General features: G+C 41.4%; 19 protein-coding genes. 14 read left to right on the top strand and 5 right to left on the bottom strand.

What is annotated here, in order from left to right; all coding sequences use genetic code 11:
• Window positions 1-7 precede the first annotated feature (7 nt).
• The 14 genes from AC21OG_RS00645 (at window position 8) to AC21OG_RS00580 (ending at window position 18,072) form a co-directional block, all read left to right on the top strand.
• The gene (locus tag AC21OG_RS00645; protein ID WP_486546373.1) at window positions 8-676 is read left to right on the top strand and encodes a NuoB/complex I 20 kDa subunit family protein; all 669 of its coding nucleotides are present in this window, start codon (window positions 8-10) and stop codon (window positions 674-676) included.
• A gap of 180 nt (window positions 677-856) precedes the next feature.
• Complete coding sequence (nuoC, locus tag AC21OG_RS00640; protein WP_486546374.1) at window positions 857-2,647, top strand: NADH-quinone oxidoreductase subunit C/D; 1,791 nt, start codon at window positions 857-859, stop codon at window positions 2,645-2,647.
• 63 nt (window positions 2,648-2,710) lie between these two features.
• Window positions 2,711-3,466, top strand: coding sequence for a hypothetical protein (locus AC21OG_RS00635; protein WP_487377035.1), 756 nt, complete (start codon window positions 2,711-2,713; stop codon window positions 3,464-3,466).
• A gap of 150 nt (window positions 3,467-3,616) precedes the next feature.
• Window positions 3,617-4,126 carry an NADH-quinone oxidoreductase subunit NuoE gene (gene nuoE, locus AC21OG_RS00630; RefSeq protein WP_487377033.1) on the top strand — a complete coding sequence of 170 codons (510 nt, stop codon included), beginning with the start codon at window positions 3,617-3,619 and terminating at the stop codon, window positions 4,124-4,126.
• Window positions 4,123-5,733: an NADH-quinone oxidoreductase subunit NuoF gene (gene nuoF / locus AC21OG_RS00625; RefSeq protein WP_487377032.1), complete on the top strand. Its 1,611-nt coding sequence runs from the start codon at window positions 4,123-4,125 to the stop codon at window positions 5,731-5,733. Before nuoE ends, nuoF begins: the two co-directional genes overlap by 4 nt.
• 16 nt (window positions 5,734-5,749) lie before the next feature.
• The gene (nuoG, locus tag AC21OG_RS00620) at window positions 5,750-8,866 is read left to right on the top strand and encodes an NADH-quinone oxidoreductase subunit NuoG (RefSeq protein WP_487377030.1); all 3,117 of its coding nucleotides are present in this window, start codon (window positions 5,750-5,752) and stop codon (window positions 8,864-8,866) included.
• A gap of 1 nt (window position 8,867) precedes the next feature.
• Entirely contained in the window at window positions 8,868-9,908 is a 1,041-nt protein-coding gene (gene nuoH, locus AC21OG_RS00615) for an NADH-quinone oxidoreductase subunit NuoH (RefSeq protein WP_486546377.1), read from the top strand.
• A 230-nt stretch (window positions 9,909-10,138) separates the two neighbouring features.
• On the top strand, window positions 10,139-10,687 hold the full coding sequence (gene nuoI / locus AC21OG_RS00610; RefSeq protein WP_486546378.1) for an NADH-quinone oxidoreductase subunit NuoI: 549 nt from the start codon (window positions 10,139-10,141) through the stop codon (window positions 10,685-10,687).
• Window positions 10,684-11,439, top strand: a complete 756-nt coding sequence (nuoJ, locus tag AC21OG_RS00605; RefSeq protein ID WP_487377028.1) for an NADH-quinone oxidoreductase subunit J — start codon at window positions 10,684-10,686, stop codon at window positions 11,437-11,439. Before nuoI ends, nuoJ begins: the two co-directional genes overlap by 4 nt.
• Before the next feature lie 122 nt (window positions 11,440-11,561).
• Entirely contained in the window at window positions 11,562-11,915 is a 354-nt protein-coding gene (gene nuoK / locus AC21OG_RS00600) for an NADH-quinone oxidoreductase subunit NuoK (protein ID WP_486546583.1), read from the top strand.
• A 4-nt stretch (window positions 11,916-11,919) separates the two neighbouring features.
• On the top strand, window positions 11,920-13,794 hold the full coding sequence (gene nuoL, locus AC21OG_RS00595; protein ID WP_487377026.1) for an NADH-quinone oxidoreductase subunit L: 1,875 nt from the start codon (window positions 11,920-11,922) through the stop codon (window positions 13,792-13,794).
• A 1-nt stretch (window position 13,795) separates the two neighbouring features.
• A complete protein-coding gene (nuoM, locus tag AC21OG_RS00590) occupies window positions 13,796-15,598 on the top strand; it encodes an NADH-quinone oxidoreductase subunit M (RefSeq protein WP_487377025.1) in 1,803 nt (600 codons plus the stop codon).
• Entirely contained in the window at window positions 15,598-17,073 is a 1,476-nt protein-coding gene (locus AC21OG_RS00585; RefSeq protein ID WP_487377024.1) for an NADH-quinone oxidoreductase subunit N, read from the top strand. Before nuoM ends, AC21OG_RS00585 begins: the two co-directional genes overlap by 1 nt.
• A gap of 180 nt (window positions 17,074-17,253) precedes the next feature.
• Window positions 17,254-18,072 carry a ferredoxin--NADP reductase gene (locus AC21OG_RS00580; RefSeq protein ID WP_487377022.1) on the top strand — a complete coding sequence of 273 codons (819 nt, stop codon included), beginning with the start codon at window positions 17,254-17,256 and terminating at the stop codon, window positions 18,070-18,072.
• 253 nt (window positions 18,073-18,325) lie between these two features.
• On the opposite strand, the gene AC21OG_RS00575 is transcribed toward AC21OG_RS00580, so the two are convergent.
• From AC21OG_RS00575 to AC21OG_RS00555, 5 genes are all read right to left on the bottom strand, one after another.
• Window positions 18,326-19,102, bottom strand: coding sequence for a hypothetical protein (locus AC21OG_RS00575; RefSeq protein ID WP_487377020.1), 777 nt, complete (start codon window positions 19,100-19,102; stop codon window positions 18,326-18,328).
• A 243-nt stretch (window positions 19,103-19,345) separates the two neighbouring features.
• The gene (locus AC21OG_RS00570) at window positions 19,346-20,161 is read right to left on the bottom strand and encodes a MipA/OmpV family protein (protein WP_487377019.1); all 816 of its coding nucleotides are present in this window, start codon (window positions 20,159-20,161) and stop codon (window positions 19,346-19,348) included.
• Window positions 20,162-20,232: 71 nt separating this feature from the next.
• Complete coding sequence (locus tag AC21OG_RS00565; RefSeq protein ID WP_487377017.1) at window positions 20,233-20,979, bottom strand: rhomboid family intramembrane serine protease; 747 nt, start codon at window positions 20,977-20,979, stop codon at window positions 20,233-20,235.
• 315 nt (window positions 20,980-21,294) lie between these two features.
• Complete coding sequence (locus tag AC21OG_RS00560; RefSeq protein WP_487377015.1) at window positions 21,295-22,506, bottom strand: alpha-hydroxy acid oxidase; 1,212 nt, start codon at window positions 22,504-22,506, stop codon at window positions 21,295-21,297.
• A gap of 321 nt (window positions 22,507-22,827) precedes the next feature.
• Window positions 22,828-24,591: an L-lactate permease gene (locus AC21OG_RS00555; protein ID WP_487377013.1), complete on the bottom strand. Its 1,764-nt coding sequence runs from the start codon at window positions 24,589-24,591 to the stop codon at window positions 22,828-22,830.
• Between the last annotated feature and the right edge of the window lie 424 nt (window positions 24,592-25,015).

Genomic DNA, 25,015 nt, shown 5'->3' with positions numbered 1-25,015 from the left:
TTAAATCATGAAATATACGCTAACCCGTGCAAATCCTGATGCGGATACTTTCCCAGCACAGACTCACCAGACCGTGAACGATCCTCTTGAAGATGAGGTAAATCGCAATGTGTTCATGGGTAAGCTTGAGGATATGGTGCATGCCTCAGCCAACTGGGGACGTAAAAATTCATTGTGGCCATTTAACTTTGGTACATCATGCTGCTATGTAGAATATGCGACGACGTTGACTGCGGTGCATGACTTGTCGCGATTCGGGGCGGAAGTTATTCGCGCCTCACCTCGTCAGGCGGATGTGATGATCGTTGCAGGGACTTGTTTCATTAAGATGGCACCGGTTATTCAGCGTCTTTATGAGCAAATGCTTGAACCAAAATGGGTCATCTCTATGGGCTCTTGTGCGAACTCTGGCGGTATGTATGATATCTACTCTGTGGTACAGGGTGTGGATAAAATTATCCCAGTAGATGTGTATGTGCCCGGTTGTCCGCCGCGTCCAGAAGCTTTAATTCAAGGCTTGATGTTATTACAAGAGTCGATTACAAAAGAGCGCCGTCCTTTAGGTGCTTATGTCAATGACCAAGGAGTCTATAAGCCTCAGATGCTTCCAGAAAGGGATCGCAAACAAGCAGACCGTATCGCTGTTAAAAACTTGCGCAGTCCAGATAGCATCTAACTAAAATATAGCCTTTTTTTAAGTATTGTATTTTTAGCTGTCACAGTTTCTTTAGGTTTGAGCAAATATAAGCGTTTTAGTTGGTTTTCAGCCAAAATGCTAATTAAATAGATGATTCAATATAGGATACTTTCTTCCGTATTCGCAATAAATGCAATGACTCTGAGGTAAGCGGTAACCATGGTAACGGATAATAGCAAAATGGCTAATAGCACTAGTGCCGATGCATCTAAAACTCAGCCTGCGGTGCTGCGCGAGCTTGGGCATAAATTTTCAGGTAAGTTTACTGAGCAATTTACCTTTGATGGCATTCCGACCATCTGGGTTGCACGCTCAGACCTACTTGATGTTCTCATGTTCTTACGCACCTTACCCAAGCCCTTTGTGATGTTGCTTGATTTATCGGCAATAGATGAGCGCTTGCGTCAACATAGAGATGGCTTACCTGCCAGTGACTTTACGGTCTTTTATCACCTTATGTCACTTGAGAGAAATAGTGACATCCGTGTCAAGGTTGCACTATCTGAGGATGATTTAAACGTGCCCACTGCGACCAAGATTTGGCCAAATGCCAACTGGTATGAGCGTGAAGTATGGGATATGTTTGGTATTGTCTTTGAAGGGCACCCACATTTAACGCGGATTTTACTGCCTAAATACTGGGAAGGGCATCCGTTACGCAAAGAGTATCATGCCCGTGCCACAGAATTTACGCCGTATTTTTTAAACGCGGCCAAGCAGCAATTTGAGCAAGAAAACCTACGTTTTATTCCTGAAGAGTGGGGTATGAAGCGTTCGGGCCGAGATGAGGACTTTATGTTCCTAAACTTGGGTCCAAACCACCCTTCAGCGCATGGTGCATTCCGAGTCGTATTGCAGCTCGACGGTGAAGAGATTATTGATTGTATTCCTGATATTGGCTATCACCACCGTGGTGCAGAAAAGATGGCTGAGCGTCAGACTTGGCATTCTTTCATTCCCTATACCGACCGTATCGACTACCTAGGCGGTGTGATGAATGAATTGCCTTATGTGATGGCAGTTGAACAGCTAGCGGGTATTACCGTACCAGAACGTGCTCAGACCATTCGCGTCATGATGAGTGAGTTTTTCCGTATTACCAATAACTTGCTGTATTTTGGTACCTTTGTTCAGGATGCGGGTGGTATGACTCCTGTATTCTATATGTTTACCGACCGTCAAAAAGCGTATGACGTTATCGAAGCGGTTACCGGCTATCGTATGCACCCCGCTTGGTTCCGTATTGGCGGTACAGCTGCTGATCTTCCTCGAGGCTGGCAGCGTTTAGTTCGCGAGTTTTTGGATTGGATGCCGAAGCGTCTTGATGAGTATGTAAAAGCTACCATGCAAAACTCTGTACTAAAAGGTCGTACTCAAAATGTGGCTCAATATGATGCGAAGCATGCATTAGCATGGGGTACTACTGGTGCGGGTTTACGTGCTACAGGTGTAGAGTTTGATGTGCGTAAAGCGCGTCCTTATATGGGGTATGAGAATTACGACTTTGAAGTGCCTGTATTCCATAATGGTGATGCGTATGACCGCTGCTTGATCAAAATTGAAGAGATACGTCAGTCGCTACGCATTATCAGACAGTGTATGGATAATATGCCATCGGGTCCATACAAAGCAGATCATCCTTTGGCAGTGCCACCCCCAAAAGATCGTACGCTAAATGACATTGAAACCTTGATTAATCACTTTATATCCGTATCATGGGGTCCGGTCATGCCGGCAGGTGAAGCCTCTATGATGGTAGAAGCGACCAAAGGTATTAATAGCTACTACATCACGTCTGATAAAGCCACAATGAGTTATCGTACACGTATTCGGACTCCTACATTCGCCCATTTGCAGCAAATGCCATCGGTTATTAATGGTAGCTTGGTTTCGGATCTTATTATTTATCTGGCATCAATTGATATCGTGATGGCGGACTCTGATAGATAGTCGTAAACTGAGTGCCCTTAATTTAGGGTATACTTTATTAGCTTTACCCATTGAGAGTTCAATATGTTAATTAAAGCATTTTGTTTAACGTTATTAACATTAACAATGTCATCTTGTGCCAGTATGACCTCAGCTAATGACAGGAATAAAAGCAATAATGCAACTAGTCATAAAAACGACTATAACTTACAGCAAGCGATTAAAAATATTGCATTAGCACCAAGACACATTAAATTAACATTACTAAGCCCAGAAGTGATTAATCAAAGCAGTTTAGAAATCACTGGGGACTATTCAACGTTAGATATTAAGCAGTCAGTTAAAAAATTTCATAATCATAATGTATATACCAAAAAATATGCTATTACACGTTGGGTTAATGGTTTTGCAAACAAAGAAACTCAAGGTTATGAGTTTCATGATGTTGAGAGTTATCGCTTAATCGGTTCGAAAAATCTTGAAAACAATACCGAAACTGTATTAACCAAACTATATGATGTCCCAAAAGTATCGAGTGCTGATGCAGAAGGCAAAATGGGTACAGGATATATGCAACTAAAATTATCAAATCAAAGTGATCTAATGGGAAAAGCAAAAATAGCTTTGGATTGGTCATTGTCGAAGATTGATGATCATAAAGCACAGTTTTGTGAAATATCAACGGTGTATTATGATGTCGCTCAATTTGGCGTAGACAAGTCAGATAAGACGAGTGATTGTTATTTGATTAATCAGCAAGGCGATATCTTGGGCTTTGAATCAACTATGGTTATATCGCCGATGAATGATATTCCGAAGTTAACGTTTATCACCAGATAAGATTTCAGCGTTCAAATTTTTATAAATCTTGAGATAAATAAAGATAGTTAAAAGCGTTAAATTGACGACTAGTAAATTGTCATAAACAAAGTTAAGTATTGTAATCCCAGCGACAGCTAAGTAAATCAACTAAAGTAAAGGATTGGCACTGTGAGAATTGTGACCGATAAAGCCCCAACAGTAGATGTGGAAAGCATCTTAACTGCCCAAGAGATTGAGGGGATACACGAATACATCCATCATTACCCTCATGCGCGTGCCGCTTCTCTTGACGCTTTGAAACTCGTGCAAAAGCGCAACGGCTGGGTAGATGACGCGCAAGTAAACGCCATCGCAAATTTATTGGATGTACCGGTAACAGATATTGAGGGTGTGGCCACCTTCTTTAACCGGATTTATCGCGCGCCTGTGGGTCGTCATGTGATTTTAGTCTGTGATTCAATTGCCTGTTATTTAACCGGCTATGAAGCACTGTCTGCAAAATTTAAAGAACATTTAGGTATTGAGTACGGACAAACCACCGCAGACGGTCGGTTTACGCTATTGCCTATTTGTTGTTTAGGAAACTGTGATAAAGGCCCTTCTGTGTTAATCGATGAAGATACCTTTGGTCCCGTTTCACCTTCTGAGGTTGCTGAATTGTTGGAGTACTATCCATGAGTCAAACTGTTGACACCTTGACCCCTGTAAATGCTGAAACCCAAAAATTAAGCATCGCAGAACAATTCGCACGTCGAAAAGAAGGTCAAGCACCTAGCCAATTAAATAACCAGCGTGTCCCTATTTATGGGGATAAAGAAACAGCGACGATTGAAACAAAACCATTAACGTGGCGTCTTGCTCATCATGATGCTATTTTAGATCTGGCAACCTATCAATCTTTAAGAGGTTTTGAAGGCCTTGAAAATGCCCTGAATAAATCACCTAAAGAAGTAGGTGATATGGTTAAAACGGCTAATGTGCGGGGCCGCGGTGGTGCAGGCTTTAATGCGGGTCTGAAATGGTCATTTATGACGCCACCTGATGGGGGCCCTCGTTATCTGATTTGTAATGCCGATGAGATGGAGCCGGGTACTTTCAAAGACCGTTTATTAATGGAGCGTTTACCGTTTCTATTAATTGAAGGTATGTTAATTACCGCTCATGCGATCGGTGCAACTGACGGTTATATCTTTATTCGTGGAGAATATATTGTTGCTGCCCAGCGTCTAATGGCGGCTATCGATGAGTGTATCGCTAATAATTTATTAGGCGATAACATTAAGGGTACTGATTTTAGTTTTCATCTTCATGTTCATACCGGAGCAGGTCGATATATTTGTGGTGAAGAAACGGCGTTAATTAATTGTTTAGAAGGGCGTCGTGCCAATCCAAGAACGAAACCGCCATTCCCACAAGTTTCTGGTGCATGGGGTAGACCAACGGTGGTTAACAACGTTGAAACCTTATGTAATATGCCTGCTATTTTAGTGAATGGTGCGGAATGGTATCAGTCACTGAGCAAAATTAAAGACAATAGTGACACACCAGGAACCAAACTATTTGGTTGCTCAGGGCTGGTGAAAGATCCTGGACTTTGGGAATTGCCTTTTGGCTATACAGCTCGCGAAATTATCGAAGATTTAGCAGGCGGTATGATTGAGGGTAAAACGCTGAAAGCCTGGTTACCAGGCGGTGCATCTACTGACTTTTTAACACCTGATCATCTCGATTTGCCGATGGACTTTGTAACTATTCAAAATGCGGGTAGCCGTATGGGTACGGGTCTGATCATGGTGGTTGATGAATCACAAGATATGGTAGCACTCTTAAAAAATCTTGAGATTTTCTTCCAGCGTGAGTCTTGTGGATTCTGCACGCCTTGTCGTGACGGTTTGCCTTGGGGCGTGAAACTTCTGACTGCTATCGATAGCGGCGAAGGTCAAGTGGGCGATGTTGAAAAGTTAGAAGGGTTGACCAAAGATTTATGGCTTGGTAAAACCTTCTGCGCCCATGCGCCAGGGGCGATGGAGCCTTTAATGAGTGCTCTTAAATATTTCCGACATGAGTTTGACAATAAAATTATAGTAGAAGCACCCACCGAGGTAGATTCAGAAACCTCACAATGGGCTGAGTCAGAAATAAAAAAAGTAATGTCAACTATGGTAAAAAGCAAACCTGCGGCATCATCTAGCGCAGATACCGATACCACCAAACATTCGGATTCAAATGCAGGTAAAGGTGCTGGGAATCATACCCTAGCTTCTAAACCTAGTGATGTGAAGTAGAGGAGTAGAAACAGGCATGGCGGTCATACATATTGACGGTAAGCAGGTCGAGGTAAACGGGGCAGACAACCTGTTAGAAGCATGTTTGTCACTGGGTATCGATGTGCCTTATTTCTGCTATCACCCGGCACTTGGTTCAGTCGGCTCATGTCGTCAGTGCGCGGTAAAGCAGTTTAATAATGCAGAAGATGCAGCAGCAGGTAAAGGTCGATTGGTCATGTCTTGCATGGTCGCACCTACCGATGACATGTATATTTCGGTTGACGATGCAGAAGCCAAAGCATTTAGAAAGTCGATTGTTGAGTTTCTAATGACCAACCACCCCCACGATTGCCCAACTTGTGAGGAAGGGGGTCATTGTCATTTACAAGATATGACTTATATGTCTGGTCATAGTAGACGTCGTTACCGCTTTACCAAACGCACCCATCACAATCAAGAACTAGGTCCTTTTATAGCGCATGAGATGAATCGCTGTATCGCTTGCTATCGCTGTGTTCGTTATTATAAAGACTATGCAGGTGGTAAAGATTTAGGCGTTTATGCCTCTAACAACCGAGTTTATTTCGGTCGTGACAAAGATGGTCAGTTTGAAAGTGAATTTTCTGGTAACTTAACTGAAGTTTGTCCAACGGGTGTATTCACTGATAAGACACATTCAGAACGTTATAACCGTAAATGGGATATGCAATATGGCCCAAGCATCTGTCATGGCTGTTCAGCAGGCTGTAATATTTCAGCGGGTGAGCGTTATGGAGAGTTACGCCGCGTTGAAAACCGCTATAACGGAGAAGTTAACCGCTATTTCTTATGTGATCTAGGCCGTTTCAGCTACGGTTATATCAACCGTGAAGACCGTCCTGTACAAGCGGTTGAGCGTATTAACGACAAACAAGTTAAAATAAATATTGACTATGCTTTAGACGAAACGGTTAAGCGTATTAAAGGTAAAAAAGTAGTCGGTATTGGCTCACCGCGTGCCAGTTTAGAGACGAACTTTGCGCTCAAAAAACTGGTGGGCTTTGATAATTTTTCAACAGGTTTGAATAGTCATCAGCAGTCGTTGGTTGAAAAGTGCATTGAGCTATTAAACACTCAAGGTATTTATAATCCGACGATGGCCGAGATTGAAGAGCACGATGCGGTATTTATCTTAGGTGAAGATATCACCCAGACCAGTCCGCGTATTGCTTTGGCTGTACGTCAGGCTGCTAAAAATAAAAAAATTAAGATGGCAGAGGCGCTTAAGACTCAAGAATGGTTGGCTGAGCCTGTGCTTCGTATTGGTCAAAAAGAGCTTAGTCCAGTATACATTGCCGACACTGTGCAAACAAAACTGGATGACATTAGTAAAGTAAGCTGTGTTGCCAAACCTGAGGACATCGCAAGTTTAGGCTTTGCGGTAGCAGAAGCGGTAAAAGCACTTTCAAATGATATCGAGCAGATTAAAAAGCAGGCGACTCAAGGCTCTGATTTTAATGGGGCTCATATTGATGCGCAAGACGATGCGCATAAAGTTGAACAAGATGTAGTCCAAGATGCCGTCTATGGTGAGAATCAACAGTCTAATTTGGATCCAGTGCAGCAACTGGCAAAACAAATTGCCTTTGATTTAGTCACTGCTGATAAGCCATTAGTTGTTTCTGGAACAGGACAGTTTAATGTTGCTATTATCGAAGCGGCTGCACAAATAGCTCAGGTTTTAACCGATAAACGTGATGAAATAAAAGCCTATGAGCTTGAAAAAGTTGACATTCATAATGCAAAAGTTCGAGCGCAAGCTGCTGAAGATCAGCCGAATGAAGATAAAGAGTTAGATGCCAAAACCGCTGAGAAAACGGCTAAAGACAATGTAGAGCGAGATCCAAAAGAAGAAGAGTTGGATCTAAAACAGGTTAATGAGAATTATCGCAAACAAGCTGGCTTATATCTATCTGTACCAAGTGCAAATAGCATTGGCGTCTGCCTATTAGGCGGAAAGTCGGTTGAAGAGATTCTTGCCACAGATTTTGATGCAGTCATTGTGGTTGAAAACCAATTAACTGACGCGTTAGATATTGAAAAACTTGCCAAGTTATTGACAGACAAAACGGTCATTGCACTGGATCATCAAAATCTACACTGGCATAAGTTTGTTGATATCGTGTTACCGGCGGCCAGCTTTGCTGAAGCAGATGGGACATTGGTGTCTGCAGAAGGCCGTGCCCAGCGATTCTTCCAAGTTTATGACCCTGGTTATTACAATAATAAAAATTGTATCAAAGAGGGATGGCGCTGGTTACACGCCGTCGAAACCAGTCTTAATGCGTTGCCACTAGACTGGACGCAGCTTGATGATGTGATTAATGAGCTTATCAAGACGCATCCTAATCTCACAGGTATAAAACAGGCGGCACCAGAATCAGATTTTCGTATTTCAGGCCTTAAAATTGCCCGTGAACCAAGACGTTATTCTGGGCGTACTGCCATGCGCGCTAACCTGTCAGTGCATGAGCCAATGCAGCCCAAAGATTTAGATACGGCTTTAACCTTTTCGATGGAAGGTTATACCGGCACGCAAACCCCAAGTTCTATGATACCTTTTGCACATTCTCCAGGTTGGAACTCACCACAAGCTTGGAATAAGTATCAAGATAAAATTGGCGGTAGCCTAAAACAAGGTGATCCAGGGGTTCGCTTATTTGATTTAATAGATGAGGATAACAAACTGGCTAAACGCGATTATGTACAGCCAGAACCTTATCAGCCTATTAAAACCAGTATTTTCCAAGGGCAGGCCAAATTAGTGCCCATTCATAATTTATACGGCAGCTCTGCAATGGCTCAGCGTAGCCCAGTAGTGGCTTCGCAGTTACAAGTGCCAGCATTTTCAGTGAGTAAAGAAGATGCTGATAATTGGCAAGTGAGTGACAAAGACTGGTTGGCTATTACGGTTGATGGACAGCGCGTGGAATTGCCCGTCAAAGTGGTACCTTATCTTGCCGAAGGCTGTATCGGGTATCCAGTGGGACAAGTACCTATTTTACATGGACATTTACCGGCTTCTGTCATTAAAATTGATCCCCCAAAAATACAAATAGAACCATCCAATGTCGATAATAATCAACCAAACTTAGAGGGTCAGGGAGGTTAATATGGAATCAATTCGAATCATCCCTGAGGTGCCAAGCTTCTTAAGTCTATCAACAGACGCTTGGACGGTGTTATTCTTAGTTGCCCAAGCCTTAATGATATTTTTGGTCGTGGTAATGGTTGCAGCCTTAATGATCATCTATGAGCGTCGTATGTTGGCGCTTTGGCAAGATCGTTATGGTCCAAACCGGGTAGGGCCTTGGGGTTCACTCCAGTTAATTGCAGATATGCTAAAAATCTTCTTTAAAGAAGACTGGACGCCAAAGTTTGCCGATAAATTCATGTTTGTGTTAGCGCCTGGCGTGGCGATGTTTACGGCGATTGCTTCATTTGCGATTATTCCTATCTCTCCAACATTAGGGGTAGCGGATTGGAATATTGGTATTCTATTCTTTTTCGCAATGGCAGGTATGGCAGTGTATGCTGTGATGTTTGGTGGCTGGGCATCTAGAAATAAATTCTCATTACTCGGCGGTCTACGTTCAGCCGCACAAACCATCAGTTATGAAGTTTTCCTAGGTTTGTCATTAATGGGTATAGTCGCGATGACAGGCTCATTTAACCTACGTGATATTGTTGTGGCTCAGACAGGCGGCTTTTGGAACTGGAATATCTTCCCTCAGTTTTTTGGGTTCTTAACCTTTGTTGTGGCAGGGGTAGCGGTGACACATAGACACCCCTTCGATCAGCCAGAAGCTGAACAAGAGTTGGCTGAAGGTTACCATGTTGAATACTCCGGTATGAAGTTTGGTATGTTCTTCATTGGTGAGTATGTCAATGTGGTCCTCATTTCGGCTTTAATGACTTGTTTGTTCTTTGGTGGTTGGGATGCGCCAATGAATCTTGGATTCACCATTCTACCGCCAGCATTTTGGTTCATGATCAAAACCTTGTTTTTTATGACCATGTTCGTATTGGCTCGTGGTTCGCTGATGCGTCCAAGATACGACCAAGTTATGAACTTCGGTTGGAAGATTTGTTTGCCAGTTACTTTGATTAATTTATTAGTAACCGCTGCTTTGATATTGATTTCAGCAAGTTAATTTCAAGGCAAAATATCCTTCAAACTCTACACCCTTAAAAAAGTTATTTAAATAGGGTATAGATCGATATTTGGCAAAGAAATTTACTTATAAAAAAGAAATTTACCTATACAAGAGTTATTTGGTTTAAAACCTTCTATTTATTAGTTAGAAATAACGACCCGACTGACGTTAAAAGCTATTTTTATCGTTGTCAGGTTCTTCACTAGTAAGCAATTAGAGAAGTTAACATGTTTAAAACGTTGAAAAAGACAGTCGTGGGCATGTTTACCATTGTGCGCACCATGTGGATGGTTAACAGTCATGCTTTTAGACCTCGAGATACCATATTGTATCCAGAAGAGCCTGTGCCAGTGCCGCCACGCTTTCGCGGTCGTATCGTGTTAACCCGTGATCCTGATGGAGATGAGCGTTGTGTCGCCTGCAACCTATGTGCGGTGGCGTGTCCTGTTGCCTGTATCTCCTTACAGAAAGCGGAGCGTGAAGATGGGCGTTGGTATCCTGAGTTTTTCCGTATTAACTTCTCACGTTGTATATTTTGTGGTATGTGCGAGGAAGCTTGTCCGACCACAGCGATTCAACTTACACCAGACTTTGAGTTGGGTGAATACGTTCGTCAAAACTTAGTATATGAAAAAGAGCATCTATTGATCTCAGGTCCAGGTAAATATCCTGATTATAACTATTACCGTGTTAGCGGTATGGCGATTAAAGACAAACCAAAAGGGGCTGCCCAAAATGAGGCGGATCCTGTCGATTTAAGGAGTCTATTGCCATGAGTTGGCTACACTGGTTTGATAATACTGCATTGGTAGGTTTTTATGCCCTAGGGTTAGTTGCAATTATCGCAAGCCTTAGGGTTATTATGTTAGCAAATCCCGTCCATGCCATCCTTTCTATGATTGTATCGTTATTGGCATTAGCAGGAATCTTCATTATATTGGGTGCGCCATTCGCTGGGGCCTTACAGGTTATCGTCTATGCAGGCGCAATTCTCGTGCTCTTTGTATTCGTTATTATGATGCTCAATTTGGGCTCTGAAAATGATAGCCGAGAAAGCCTATGGTTGTCATCAGATGTCTGGGCCGTACCTACTGCATTAAGTGTCATCGTCGGCATTGTCCTCATGTATATTATTTCAATGGGTAATAGTGTTCAAGGTGTGACAACCGCTGCGACAATAGGGGCTCAAACAATATCTGCCAAACAAGTAGGTATTGCATTATTCACAGAGTATTTATTATTGGTTGAAGTCGGTGCGATGCTGTTATTGGCTGCCCTAGTTGCCGCCTATCATTTAGGTAAAAAAGCGCTTGACGATGAAAACGTCAGCCACAGTAGCCGTCAAGTAGCCCATTCAAATGGTCTATTTACAAATGATACGGACAGAGTAACTCATGCCAAGGGTGATAATTCTCTGGGTTTAGATGAGGCTGATACGGCTTACGAATATCAGAAACTAGATGCCAACCGCTTCAAACAAGGTCATAGACATGACAGCGCTCATCTGCACAATAGGGAGGATAGTTAATGGCAGCTGCAACCTCTGAAACCGTTAACCAAACTGATGTGAAATCTTTAAGTCATGTCGATACTGTCAGTAATGCTGATACTGTAGCAACCACCCAATCAATGGAAATTAAACCTGTTGAGATGGTGCAAGCGCCTCACGTCAATGTTGTTGCTGATACAAGCGTATTAGGTCCTATTCCGATGGAACATGGTCTTATATTAGCGAGCATTATTTTCGTAATAGGGCTATGTGGCGTAATGGTTCGCCGAAACTTCCTATTTATGCTAATGAGTCTGGAAATTATGATGAGCGCCGCTGGCCTTGCATTTATAGTCGCTGGCAGTCATTGGTTAAGTGCAGATGGTCAAGTTATGTTTATCTTTATCCTAACTTTAGCAGCTGCTGAGGCTTCATTAGGATTAGCAATCTTATTGCAGTTCTACCATCGCCGTGGTCATTTAGATATTGATTCCGCCAATGAGATGAGAGGTTAATATTATGAGTTTATTACCATTGACCTTTATCTTTCCGGCTATCAGCTTCTTGATCTTAGCGGCAATGCGAGATCATTTATCTGAATATTCGGCAAAATGGCTTGGCGTGGGAAGTTTAGGTTTATCTGCTCTATGTGCTCTGATTGCGTCATACAGCTACCTGTCTCAAAACGATCCTAGTACGGTTATTAACTTACCGTTATGGACGTGGATGCAAGTAGGCGATTTTGCCCCTGCATTCGGGTTAAGCTTCGATGGCTTAGCCTTAACCATGACAGGCGTTATTACGGGTGTCGGTTTTTTAATTCATCTATTCGCCTCATGGTACATGAAAGGTGATGTTGGCTTCGCAAGGTTTTTCAGCTATATGAATTTATTCGTCGCCAGCATGTTGTTATTGGTGTTAGCGGATAACTTATTATTGCTTTATCTCGGCTGGGAAGGCGTGGGTATTTGCTCGTACTTATTGATTGGTTTTTATTATCAAAATAGAGCAAATGGCCGGGCAGCAATGAAAGCATTTACCGTCACTCGTATTGGTGATGTGTTTTTGGCATTCGGGCTATTCTTACTGTTCCGTGAATTTGGCACCTTAAATATTCAAGATATCATTACCCGTGCCCCACAAATGTTTGAAGCCAATAACCCAACATTGATATTGGCAACCATGATGTTAGTGGGCGGGGCAATGGGTAAATCTGCACAAATTCCTTTGCACAGTTGGCTTGCTGATGCGATGGCAGGACCGACACCGGTTTCTGCATTGATTCACGCCGCAACCATGGTTACCGCTGGTGTGTATCTAATAGCACGACTGCACCCTCTATTTATGTTAACACCGGGCATTTTACTATATTGGGTAGGTGCTGTTGGTGCGATAACCTTAGTGGTGGCAGGATTCTGTGCATTAGCACAGACTGATATCAAGCGCATTTTAGCGTACTCAACCATGAGTCAAATTGGTTATATGTTTTTGGCGCTTGGTGTGGGTGCTTGGCAAGGTGCTATCTTTCATTTAATGACTCACGCATTTTTTAAAGCTTTACTGTTCTTATCAGCCGGTGCGGTAATTACCGCGGTGCATCATGAACAAAATATATTTAAGATGGGCGGATTACGCAATAAGATACCTTTAGTATTTTGGTGCTTTATTGTCGGTGGAGGCGCATTAGCAGCCATACCATGGATAACTGTCGGCTTCTATTCTAAAGAAGCGATCTTATGGGAAAGCTATGCAACGGGTCATCAAATTCTGTTTTATATGGGCGTGTTTGGGGCATTCTTAACGTCGTTATATACCTTCCGTATGATTTGGTTCACCTTCTTTGGTGAAGAGAAAACCCATGCACATAAGCTGTCAGGTTTATCTTATCAGCTACCTTTAATTATTCTATTAATCTTGTCAACAGCAGTAGGTGCATTGATAACACCACCACTACACGGTGTCTTACCAGAAAGTGTGGGTCATATGCTTGAAATGAGTGGTGATGCCCATGCTAAGCACTTGGCTGAATATATCGCTATGGGTGCGATGGCATCTGGATTAGTACTCGCATTTTTATTGTATGTTGCTAATAAAGGCAAGCTTTTAACCCGTTTCAAATCAACAAGTTTGGGTGGTGCGATATATTATTGGTGCCTAAATGGACTTGGTTTTGATGCTTTGTATGATTTGATTTTTGTGAAACCATTTTTATTCATCGGCAAATTACTCAAAGTCGACCCTGTTGACAAAACATGGAACATCTTACCCGCTATCGCTGCAGCGGGTAATAAGGTGATGACCATGACTCAATCAGGATCGCTAAGAGGATATGCTGCAAGTTTTGGACTGGGGATGGCAGTGTTGTTGATACTAGTCATGACGACGGTGATTTAAGATGACAGAACTTCAATTAGCTTGGATATTGCCAGCATTAATTGCTACCCCGTTTATTGCGGGTACGCTGTGTTGGTTAGTAGAAAAAATTGACAAACGTCTGCCTCGATGGATTGCCTTACTTGGTATGATTATCACCTTTGCGATGACGGTCGTGTTATGGCGTGAAGGTGGTTTTGCAGGTATGAGTAAGCAGGTGATTGCACCTGATGCACAGCTGCCCTGGTTTGCTGAGTTTGTGGTACCTTGGATCGATTCATTTGGTATTAGCTTCCATTTAGCTTTAGATGGTATGTCATTACTGATGGTATCGTTAACCGCTTTCTTAGGTATTATGGCGGTAGGTTGTTCTTGGGGTGAGATTCAACGCCGTGTTGGATTTTTCCATCTTAATCTACTGTGGAGCTTAGGTGGGGTAATCGGGGTATTCTTAGCCATCGATTTATTCTTATTCTTCTTCTTCTGGGAGATGATGTTAGTCCCTATCTATTTCCTAATTGCCATTTGGGGACACAATGCCACCAATGGTAAAACCAAAGAATATGCGGCTACTAAATTCTTTATTTATACTCAAGCGTCAGGCTTGATTATGCTGGTGGGCATTTTATTATTAGTCATCATAAATTACCAAAACTCAGGTGTATTTAGCTTTAACTACAATGATCTTTTGGGCACGCCTCTTGGTGGTTGGGAATATCCCATCATGCTGTGCTTCTTTATCGGCTTTGCGGTTAAATTACCGATCATGCCCTTTCATGGCTGGTTACCCGACGCTCATGCTCAAGCACCAACTGCAGGTTCCGTTGACTTAGCAGGTATCCTGATTAAAACGGCAGCTTATGGTTTGATTCGTTTCGTATTGCCATTTTTCCCAGAGGCCTCTCAACAGTTTGCGCCAATAGCGATGACACTTGGAGCTATCGGTATCTTCTACGGTGCATGGATGGCCTTTGTGCAAACGGATATTAAACGCTTGCTTGCCTATACTAGTATTTCACATATGGGATTTGTGGTATTGGCGATTTACGCAGGTACCTTACTCAGCCTACAAGGTCTGATGATACAAATGTTAGCGCATGGTCTATCATCAGCGGCGCTATTTATTATGGCAGGGCAGTTATACGAGCGTATGCACACCCGTGAATTACCATTAATGGGCGGCATGTGGGGACAATTCCGGTATTATGCGCCATTCTTAATGTTTTTCTGTGCGGCACTGTTAGGTATTCCTGGTACAGGAAACTTTATCGGTGAGTTTCTAATATTATTAGGATCGTTTGAACAGTATCCGGTATTCGTTGTTATTGCAACATTTAGTTTAGTATGGGCAGGACTCTATTCATTGATTATTATTTACCGTGCGCTATTTGGGGAAGAAACTGTCCCTAAGTATGCTGTGGTTGCCAATCATTCGAATACGTCAGTAGCAACTCATGATGACAGTGTTGATAGTATGCCAAAACATCATGTGACTAATGAACAACACCCTCACCATCTGCAACCTGCATTAGCCACTTCACTAGATACCGGTGCGGTAAATTCTCATACCTTAAACCCGAGCTATGAGGGTGAAGAGATCCATGATAAGCCAATCAATCTATATGACTTAAATAAACGAGAACTTCTATTACTTTTATTACTAGCCATTGGCTTGGTTTGGCTAGGTTTATTTCCACAGTCAGTGTTGGATACGTCTAGTCATGCGATGCAGTGGATTAATAATGCCTATACCTATCATGAGGTTGTCAATTTTGATGCCACTCAGGTCATACAGTCCGCAGTTGTCACAGGGGAGGTTCGTTAATGAATAACGTTATTGAAACGACTTGGCCTGTGTTAATGCCTTTTGCGCCTATTCTGATTGTGGTCGTCACGCTACTGGTCGTTATGCTAGCAATCGCCGTTAAGCGTTCACATTTTTTAACCGGTACATTATCAGTACTCGGATTAAATATCGGCTTATTGGTATTAATAGGTCAGATGCTGGGTTGGTTCGGTGTGCCTGAACAGGTCATAGTCAGCCGCATGTTTATCGTAGATCCTTTTGCCCAGTTTAATATGGTGGTCATCTTTTTATCTTCTTTAGCCTGTTGTACCTTGGCTTATCCATATTTTAGAACCTTTAAAGATCATAAAGAAGAGCTGTACCTGCTGTTATTGTTATCCACTGTCGGTGCGTTATTGATGGTATGTGCGCATAATCTAGCCTCATTCTTTATGAGTCTTGAGCTACTTTCAGTGCCTTTATACGGTATGTTGGCTTATGCCTTTATGCGTGATCGTTCACTAGAATCAGGACTAAAGTATCTCGTCTTATCGGCGACTGCTTCAGCGACCTTACTAATGGGTATGGCGTTCATATATGCTTCAACCGGTACGCTAGAATTTAAAGAAATTGCCTACGTATTATCAGATGTGTTTGAGTCGCCACTGATGATTTTAGGTGCGGCAATGATGACGTTTGCTATTGCTTTTAAATTATCAGCAGCGCCTTTTCATATGTGGACACCCGATGTTTATCACGGTGCGCCTGCACCTGTTGCCACTTATTTGGCCTCAGTCTCAAAAGTGGCAATGATGGCGTTGGCAATTCGATTCTTATTAGACGGTGCCGTGCTTGCGCTGCCTACCGTTAATACGTTACTCATGGTAATTGCCACCTTATCTATCTTATTTGGTAACTTACTGGCTTTACGTCAGACCAATTTGAAACGTCTATTGGGTTATTCTTCTATCGCACACATGGGCTATGTATTAGTCGTTGCTGTTAGTATTGGACCTGGTGCCTACTCAATTACCAATATGTATATGGCGGTATATGCGTTTACTTCTTTAGGTTTGTTTGGTGTGATTACTTTAATGTCTAGCACCTATAAAGAAGCAGGTGAAGCCTCTGAATTAATACATTACCAAGGCCTATTTTGGCGTCGTCCTGTATTAACTGGAGTAATGACAGTGATGCTGCTTTCTATGGCAGGTATTCCGTTAACCGCCGGATTTATCACTAAATTCTTCGCCATCGTAGCGTCTGTCGATGGAAATGAGTGGTTTTTAGCGGCCATGATTATATTAGGTAGTGCGATTGGACTTTATTACTATCTACGGGTTATGTTAACGCTATTTAAACGTCCAACTAAGACCATTGAATTTGATGCGTTGTGGCATTGGGGTATTCAAGTTGGCGGCTTGATGGTCATACTAGTGACCCTGATCGTATTATATGTCGGTGTATTACCTAACGACTTTATTAATATGGCAACACGAGCTATTATCTGGTAATTTAGACAATTTAATTTGCTAGATACAGTTTTCTAAATACAGTTCTTTAAGTTCAGTTCGTTAAAGACAGTAAGATGAGTTACTTAGTGTGATATGTTATGCTTGTAAGGCTAATGCTTTACAAGCATTTTTTAATTCTTATAGAAATGTATTAAACCATTATTGGGCGGATTATTATTTATGACGGACAATTCTGACACTATTCAAAAGGTACGGGTACTAGATAAAAAGACGTGGACGCCCACTTTATTTAGCTTTATTGTCACGCGTCCAGAAAGCTTTAAATTTACAGCAGGTCAATTTGTACGTTTAGGGGTTAATCCAAGTCGATTAAAATATTATGAAGACCGTACTTCAGAGGTACATGATGAGGATATTTTCAGAGCATATTCTATCGTATCGTCACCCTATGATGAGACCTTAGAGTTTTTCTCAATTGTCATCCCTGATGGTGCATTCACATCGCAGTTGCAACATCTGCAACAAGGTGATGAATTATTATTAAATACGACGCCCTTCGGTTTTTTAACCTTAGCGCGTTATCAAGAGCCATTGCCTAAAGACTTATGGTTACTGGCAACAGGCACAGGTCTGGCGCCTTTCTTATCCATGCTCCAAGATTTAAAAACTTGGGAGGACTATAAGCATATCATTTTGGCTTATAGTGCCCGCAATCAGCAAGAGCTTGCTTATGTCGAACGAATTAAAGCGTTGGAAGTAGACTTTGGCAGTCTAGTGGATAACCCTGCGAGACTGACCTTTATACCCATCATTACCCGTGAGGCAATTGAGGGCACCTTAAATCAACGATTGCCTAAATTATTATTAAACGGTGAGTTAGAACGTGTGGCCGGTAAGGTACTAGATGTCAATCACTCGCATGTCATGCTATGCGGCAATCCAGATATGGTAGAGGACACCAAAGAGGCTCTTAAACAAATGGGCTTGGTTATGAATAGGCGCGGGGTAGGCAATATTGCGGTCGAAAACTACTGGTAGCCTGTTGTATAGTCAAAACTGTATTTTAATGAGTAATAGTGGTAGCGTGTGGTGAAATCAAACGTAACCCACGGATTTTTAGATGCTGTTAGTTTAGTTCAGGACACATAACCAAAAAAAGCCCCAAAATTAAGGGGCTTTTTCGTTAAAATGATCTTAATTTTGAACTTATGTGTTAACTCTTTATCCGCTTAAAATAGCTAATGATACTAGCCAGTTCTAGCTAGTTTTAACCAGTTATAACAATTAAGTGCTATTCCTGACTGGGGTTGATCGCATCGCTAATTGGATTGGTCGGACCTTTCATTAACTCAGGAACATCATCTGGTGTAATAATGTCTTCTACACCACTATTGTTTAGTAAATCACGCACATTAACCTTAGTTTTTAAAACCATTAGTTCTTCTTCTACTAAGCCATAGTTTACCTGCACCTTGTGTAAGGTGCTGATAATCTTTTTATTACGCTTTAACCAACGGTTTATATCCAAGTAGATAATATTGTCTTTCGGACGTGCAATATTGATTTTACTTAAAATAAAGCCTAAAGGGTCTTTATGTAAAACACTATGATAAAACCAAATGGCAAGCTTAACACCTTGACGCTTTAAAAAAGACTCACAATGAAGCTTAAGTACATCGGTATTGGTTTGCTGAGCAAAGACGAAGCGTTGAACATCTCTATCAATTTGAACATGAACTAAACCAAAGTTACTGGCAACTTCAGCATAGATACCGGCAGCTTCTATGGTACAAAACAGCCGAAACCAATCATCATGAAGCTCGACTCTAATCTCAAGTATCTGACTGACATTATCAGTGACAAACTTCTTTAAGGCCGCATTTACCTGATCCTGACTGACGGGTATCGAAAATTCATCATCCACCGAGTCTGCCGTTTTATTATATACAGACTTTATTTTACCAGTGATGTTAGACCATAAATCGGTGATACTAAAAGTAGAATTATCATCAATATCTGAATAAGAGGGTTCTGCTGTATCACTTAAAGATTGTTGAGTTGATTGCACACATATTCCTCGAATTATCAAAGTTCAAATATAAGCCAAAGATTTAAAAGTATCGAACTTAAAATATTAGACTTAAAAGTATTATACTTAAAAGCGGGAAAGCGACTAGATTAGCAGTTTTTGGCAAATAGTATATAGGGGATGCCTAGCGCTTATCCATTATAAAATTTGCCCTTTTAAACGCTACCTTTTTTAAAGGGTATCAGCCTGTCTTAGAGCTAAACAGTATTAAACTAAATAGTGTTAAAACTTATATAGCACGCCTAAAGTCGTCCGATAATCAACATCATCATCAACCATAGGACTGTCTTTTTGTTCATCAGATAAGAAGTTAACACTTTGTCCTAAAAATACATCCCAATCATTATTGATGGTATAAGTACCATTGACACTGATGTAAGGACTTACACTTGAGTCAGGTTTATATTGAGCGACACCTGATTTAGCGGCTTCTTTTTGGCTAACCCCATAATAATATTCATTATAATTCTTATCTACCCATTCAAGTCCAACACTTGGGTAAATCGTCCATTTACCGGGTGTTAAACGACCTATATAGGTTAATTTAGCAACGGTTCCGTCACTACGCCCAGAAATATCAGTTGCGATCTGTCCCCTAAAGCCACCAACAGAGGTACGACGTAAATAACTGGCACCAATAAGGGCTGACCACTTTCTTTCGTCTAATAGTTCTAAATTACCCTCGGCATCATCTGGATCAAAGTCTCTACCGGCAGGCTGTATAAAACCTGCTATCTCATTGGTGTTATCATTGACAAGGTAACCGCCTAGTTGGCTACCACGGGCGTATACCTTGTTATTGTCATAAAATAAACTTGGCATCACCGTAACGTCATCGTCAATATCATAAGCACTTTTGTTAGCAATAACATTAATACCTAAGCTAAGGCCAGTTTTATCAACAGCACTGTGGTTAGCAATACCAGTTTCAGGGGCAACGGTGCTTTGAGCATGGGCAACGGGAGAGAAAATAGTGATCATTCCCAATATAGGGCTTAACAGCACAGTCCGTTTTATAGCGTGGTTAAATAGGTTCATAATAAACTCGATAGTTAGTTAAAAGGGGTTAAAGGTATTTTGCCATTAAAAATCATTAAAAATCATTAAATTCAATATAGCCCTATTTGCAGATGTAAGTCTAGCCATAATTTATAAAATAACCCTGCGACGATAGCAAAGAGTAGCCAAGGTATCGTTTTGAACAAAGGTTTGTCCGATGTAGAAAAGCGGTACCTTAAACTGATCCCAATTGCCAATATACCACCGGTTATCGCACCACCAATATGCCCGGCGTTATCTATACCGGGTACTGCAAAGCCATATATTAACGTTAACGCTAAGACAAAAGCTAAACGTTTTAATTGAAGCTGAACCCCTTTAACAGGCAGGCGGTGAACATAAATTCTTAACAGCTCCGTTACTAATAGCGCCATACCAATGCCCATGATGCCACCAGAAGCCCCAGCTGATATACCAGGTGCTCCATTATGGTGAAAGACTTGCCACCATGTCACATAATTATTTAATAAATTACCGCCTATTGCGGATAACAAAAATAATAGCAAAAAATTAAGAGAACCTAAATTTCTTTCAGCCACTTGTCCGAAGAAATACATCGCAAAACAATTAAATAATAGGTGCATCAAGCCGATATGTAAAAAGGCACTGCTAACCAACCGCCACGGTTCGTAGCCTAAACTAAAAGGTAGCGCATTCGCTCCCCATTTAAGGAGGGAGTCTACACTGGGCTGGTTGACATCGACACCGGTGGCAACTTGGATTACAAATAGCCCAATAAAGCTAAATAGCAATAAGGTTGTCACGGGCGCAACTCGGAACAAATTTTGAATAGTCATAGTGTCGTTAAGTGGCACAAAGTAGCGCTATTTTAACATAGGAAGGGTCTGGTTTAATGTAGAGGCGTATAAATGAGACAATTAAAGGAACATACAAGAGGCTAAAAAAAGGATAGGTCTAATACTTTTTAGGATATAGACATAATAATAATTAAAAATAGACCTAAAAAAGTCTCAAATTAATAAGGGTTTCAGAACTCATCTAAAACCCTTATTAGCTATCGTTAGGGATACCGTGGTTACTAATACGGTTAATACTGTCGCCTTATAATTTGTCGGCAATTAAATTTATTAAAGTGCCAGCGTTTTAAAGTATTAGCCCCAGCGTATGGCTGGTGTATAGGGTAATGATGATTTTAAATTTTCAAAAGTTCCCTTGACTAAGATGTCATCCGTCACGTCATTAATATTGGTATGACCGCAAAACGCCATAGTAACATCACACTCTTTATAAAGAATTTCTAGGGCACGCCGCACCCCATCCTCACCATAAGCACCAAGGCCATATAAAAAGGCACGACCTATCATAGTGCCTTTAGCACCTAGCGCCATGGCCTTTAATACATCTTGACCCGATCGAATACCGCTATCAAGCCAGATTTCGATGTTACTATTCTCACTTTTAACGGCTTGAACGATATCGGCTAAACAAGCAATAGAGGAGGGGGCGCCATCTAGTTGACGACCACCGTGGTTTGATATCACCATAGCGTCTGCACCACTTCGAGCCGCTAAAATGGCATCTTCAGGTTCCATAATGCCTTTAATAATGAGCTTACCGCCCCACAAATCTTTGATGTCGGCAACGTCGTTCCAGCTTAAGCTGGGATCAAACTGTTCAGCGGTCCACGACGATAAGGAGGAAAGATCACCCACACCTTTTGCATGACCAACAATATTGCCAAAAGTGCGACGTTTTGCGCCCAGCATATTAAAGCACCATTCAGGTTTGGTCATTAAATTCAAAATGTTGGCGAGCGTCGGCTTTGGCGGCGCCGATAGACCGTTTTTAATGTCTTTATGTCGCTGTCCAAGTACTTGAAGATCAGCGGTTAATATAAGCGCAGAACAATTGGCCTGTTTGGCACGGGTGATAAGATTTACCATAAATTCTTTGTCACGCATGACATATAGCTGAAACCAAAAAGGGTGATTGGTATATTCTGCGACGTCTTCTATTGAGTTAATGCTCATTGTCGACAAAGAGAAGGGAATACCGAAATCTTTAGCGGCTTTAGCAGCGTGCATCTCGCCATTAGCCCACATCATACCGGTGAATCCCGTAGGGGCTATGGCAACAGGCATACGTACGTCTTCACCGATCATTTTAGTCGCTAAACTTCGATTGTCCATATCGACTAATACACGTTGACGTAGCTTAACACGATCGAAGTCCGTTTCATTGTTGCGATAAGTGGTTTGAGTCCATGAGCCTGAGTCCACATAGTCATAAAACATACGCGGTACTTTACGCTCCGCTACCACTCTTAAGTCTTCAATTTCGGTAATTTTCGTTAAGTCTTTCATCTCATTACTCATATTATAGAATGTACACAATAGGAATGATTACTTACCAAGGCGGTATACTATTAAATAATTTTATTTTAACAATCTTATTTAAAAAACCTTTTTAAACAGTATTATTTAAACCGTATTATTTAAAAAGGATTATTTAAACCATCCCATTGGAATAGGTCTTAGAAGCGGTATTAACAAGCTACAATTGACTATTTTCGCCAAAAACTAGGATTAAATAATATGACTATTTAACCCAATGTTGTCCCGTATTGACTTATTCAAACTAAAAACCTTCTAACTTTATCTTATTAATACAGCGTCTGCTTCAGACTAAGCTCTAGGGAGTGCTGGTTTGCTGGTTAAAGACATCGTCAACAAAAATAATAGCGGCCACGCAATCGCCAATATCCACCACATCAATCCACCAAATATAACTGCCATACCTAGGAAGCCGGCTTGCACCACATAATAGATCATAGCGACCAGTGTCTTTCGAATGACAAAGCCTTCTTTATTAATCAAACCAACGACCGCACAAGCTGCGACCACGTTATGCACAGATATCATATTACCCGCCGCACCACCAATGGCTTGTAAAGCCACAACTTGAGCAGCCAAATCTGGACCAAGCCCAATTTGACTGGCTGTTGACCATTGAAAATATGAAAACATCATATTACTAACGGTATTTGAGCCCGCTATAAACGCACCCATAGCCCCAATCCAAGGCGATACTAGAGGCCAAGTTTGTGCAAAAGCGTCACCCGCACTTTCAGCTAATAGGATGGGCATAGCAGGTAAGCTAGTCGCTAAATCTGTGGCAGAACCTGAATTGATAAATACTTGTACCATCGGTACAGAAAGAAGTAGCGCAGGGGCAGCTGCGACCATTGTCTTAGCGGAACTCGACCAGCTACGTTTGATAGAGCTTTTATCCATTTTATAGATAAAAATACAAAGTAGGGAGGTAATGATTAAAATAGTACCTGGCGAGTATAAAAGCTGTATCTTACTTGAAATACTACTGCCATAAAGATTCGCAAAGTTAATGGTAGCCATATCACCAACCAAAAAGTCTTTTAATGGTGCAATGACACGACTAAGAATGAGTAAGACAATGACAATGGCATAGGGAGCAAAAGCTCTTAGCGTTGAGAATCTAGGGGCAATACTATCATCAAAGGTTTCTTTCGCCAATGTACCGAGCCATTCTTTATCCCAGTGCTCTCTCGGACCAAAGTCAAAAATCTCTTTTGGCATTAAGAAACCACGTTTGGTCAAGGGCACGACGATCAGTAGTCCAATGAAGCCGCCGACCAAGGAGGGAAATTCAGGACCTAAATATTTTGCCACTAAAAAGTAGGGGACTGTAAAGCAAATACCGGCAAATAGGGCGAAAGGCCAGATTTTAAGACCTTCAATAAATGAGCGTTTTTCACCAAAGAAACGGGTTAGAAAAGCACTAAGAATAAGTGGAATTAGCACACCTATTAGGGCATGAAACAGACCGACATTAGCGGTAATCTGCAATAAATAATCAGCCACAGAAGTGGGCTCAATAGATTGGGCTAAGTCTTGTTTATTATCAATACCAGACCAAACACCGACTAATAAGGGCGTACCTACTGCTCCGAAAGACACAGGCGTCGATTGTATGATCAGCACGACCATCACACAAGCCATCGCGGGAAAACCAAGCGCTAATAGCAGTGGCGCGCCTACCGCAGAAGGTGTACCAAACCCAGATGAACCTTCAACTAATGAACAAAATAGCCAAGCGACAATGATAGCTTGCACCCGCCTATCAGGTGATATATCCATAAAGCCGCGACGTATGGCAATGACAGCACCGCTCTCTTTTAGGGTATTGAGGAGTAATATTGCTGAAAAGACAATAAACAAAATAGTGAGTGCGACTATGATGCCATTTGTCGTTGCTGCTGCCACTTGAGCGAAGTCAGTGTTCCAAACAAATAATGCCAGTAGGGCGGTTACAATATAGGAGGCTGCCATCGCATATTTGGCAGGTAGTCTCATGACTATTAATAATATAAATACCACCAGAATTGGTGTTAATGCTAGAAAAGTGAACATAAATATCCTTATTACGAGTTAACACCCTTATAACATCCATGTATAAGGTCAAAAAACAGTCTTAAATTTTAATTAATAGGATTAACGCAAAATTAAAGATGCGCGACAAGGACACCTTAATTTCTTGAATTTGCATGAGATACGGCTGTTGTAAAGACTTTCTAATTTATCCACAGTTATGCTAAGCCCAGTTGCTTTTAATCTAGTTGTTTCTAATAATGAATACTAGTTTTTATAAAAAGTTTGCTTTCATTAAATTATAGCTATGCGTCATTCCTTTAATACCGACTTAAAACCTATACATGCATTTTAGGGCTAACTCTATTATGTACTTCTGATTTAAAATTTAAGTCCGCATTATACTTATAAGATTTAAGAATATATACAAAAACTTTTAGTTTGTATTAAATTGTTTAATGAAATA

It is taken from the genome of Psychrobacter sp. CX5 (assembly GCF_057621535.2).
This window is presented reverse-complemented; position numbering and strand designations above follow the sequence as displayed.

What these genes read in the sequence shown, in the direction of transcription:
- AC21OG_RS00565 (WP_487377017.1), bottom strand. Translation starts at nt 20,979, where the DNA reads ATGACTATTCAAAATTTGTTCCGAGTTGCGCCCGTGACAACCTTATTG.
- nuoF (WP_487377032.1), top strand. Translation starts at nt 4,123, where the DNA reads ATGAGTCAAACTGTTGACACCTTGACCCCTGTAAATGCTGAAACCCAA.
- nuoK (WP_486546583.1), top strand. Translation starts at nt 11,562, where the DNA reads ATGGTGCAAGCGCCTCACGTCAATGTTGTTGCTGATACAAGCGTATTA.
- AC21OG_RS00560 (WP_487377015.1), bottom strand. Translation starts at nt 22,506, where the DNA reads ATGAAAGACTTAACGAAAATTACCGAAATTGAAGACTTAAGAGTGGTA.
- nuoJ (WP_487377028.1), top strand. Translation starts at nt 10,684, where the DNA reads ATGAGTTGGCTACACTGGTTTGATAATACTGCATTGGTAGGTTTTTAT.
- AC21OG_RS00555 (WP_487377013.1), bottom strand. Translation starts at nt 24,591, where the DNA reads ATGTTCACTTTTCTAGCATTAACACCAATTCTGGTGGTATTTATATTA.
- nuoL (WP_487377026.1), top strand. Translation starts at nt 11,920, where the DNA reads ATGAGTTTATTACCATTGACCTTTATCTTTCCGGCTATCAGCTTCTTG.
- nuoC (WP_486546374.1), top strand. Translation starts at nt 857, where the DNA reads ATGGTAACGGATAATAGCAAAATGGCTAATAGCACTAGTGCCGATGCA.
- nuoG (WP_487377030.1), top strand. Translation starts at nt 5,750, where the DNA reads ATGGCGGTCATACATATTGACGGTAAGCAGGTCGAGGTAAACGGGGCA.
- AC21OG_RS00570 (WP_487377019.1), bottom strand. Translation starts at nt 20,161, where the DNA reads ATGAACCTATTTAACCACGCTATAAAACGGACTGTGCTGTTAAGCCCT.
- AC21OG_RS00645 (WP_486546373.1), top strand. Translation starts at nt 8, where the DNA reads ATGAAATATACGCTAACCCGTGCAAATCCTGATGCGGATACTTTCCCA.
- nuoH (WP_486546377.1), top strand. Translation starts at nt 8,868, where the DNA reads ATGGAATCAATTCGAATCATCCCTGAGGTGCCAAGCTTCTTAAGTCTA.
- nuoI (WP_486546378.1), top strand. Translation starts at nt 10,139, where the DNA reads ATGTTTAAAACGTTGAAAAAGACAGTCGTGGGCATGTTTACCATTGTG.
- AC21OG_RS00635 (WP_487377035.1), top strand. Translation starts at nt 2,711, where the DNA reads ATGTTAATTAAAGCATTTTGTTTAACGTTATTAACATTAACAATGTCA.
- AC21OG_RS00585 (WP_487377024.1), top strand. Translation starts at nt 15,598, where the DNA reads ATGAATAACGTTATTGAAACGACTTGGCCTGTGTTAATGCCTTTTGCG.
- nuoM (WP_487377025.1), top strand. Translation starts at nt 13,796, where the DNA reads ATGACAGAACTTCAATTAGCTTGGATATTGCCAGCATTAATTGCTACC.
- AC21OG_RS00580 (WP_487377022.1), top strand. Translation starts at nt 17,254, where the DNA reads ATGACGGACAATTCTGACACTATTCAAAAGGTACGGGTACTAGATAAA.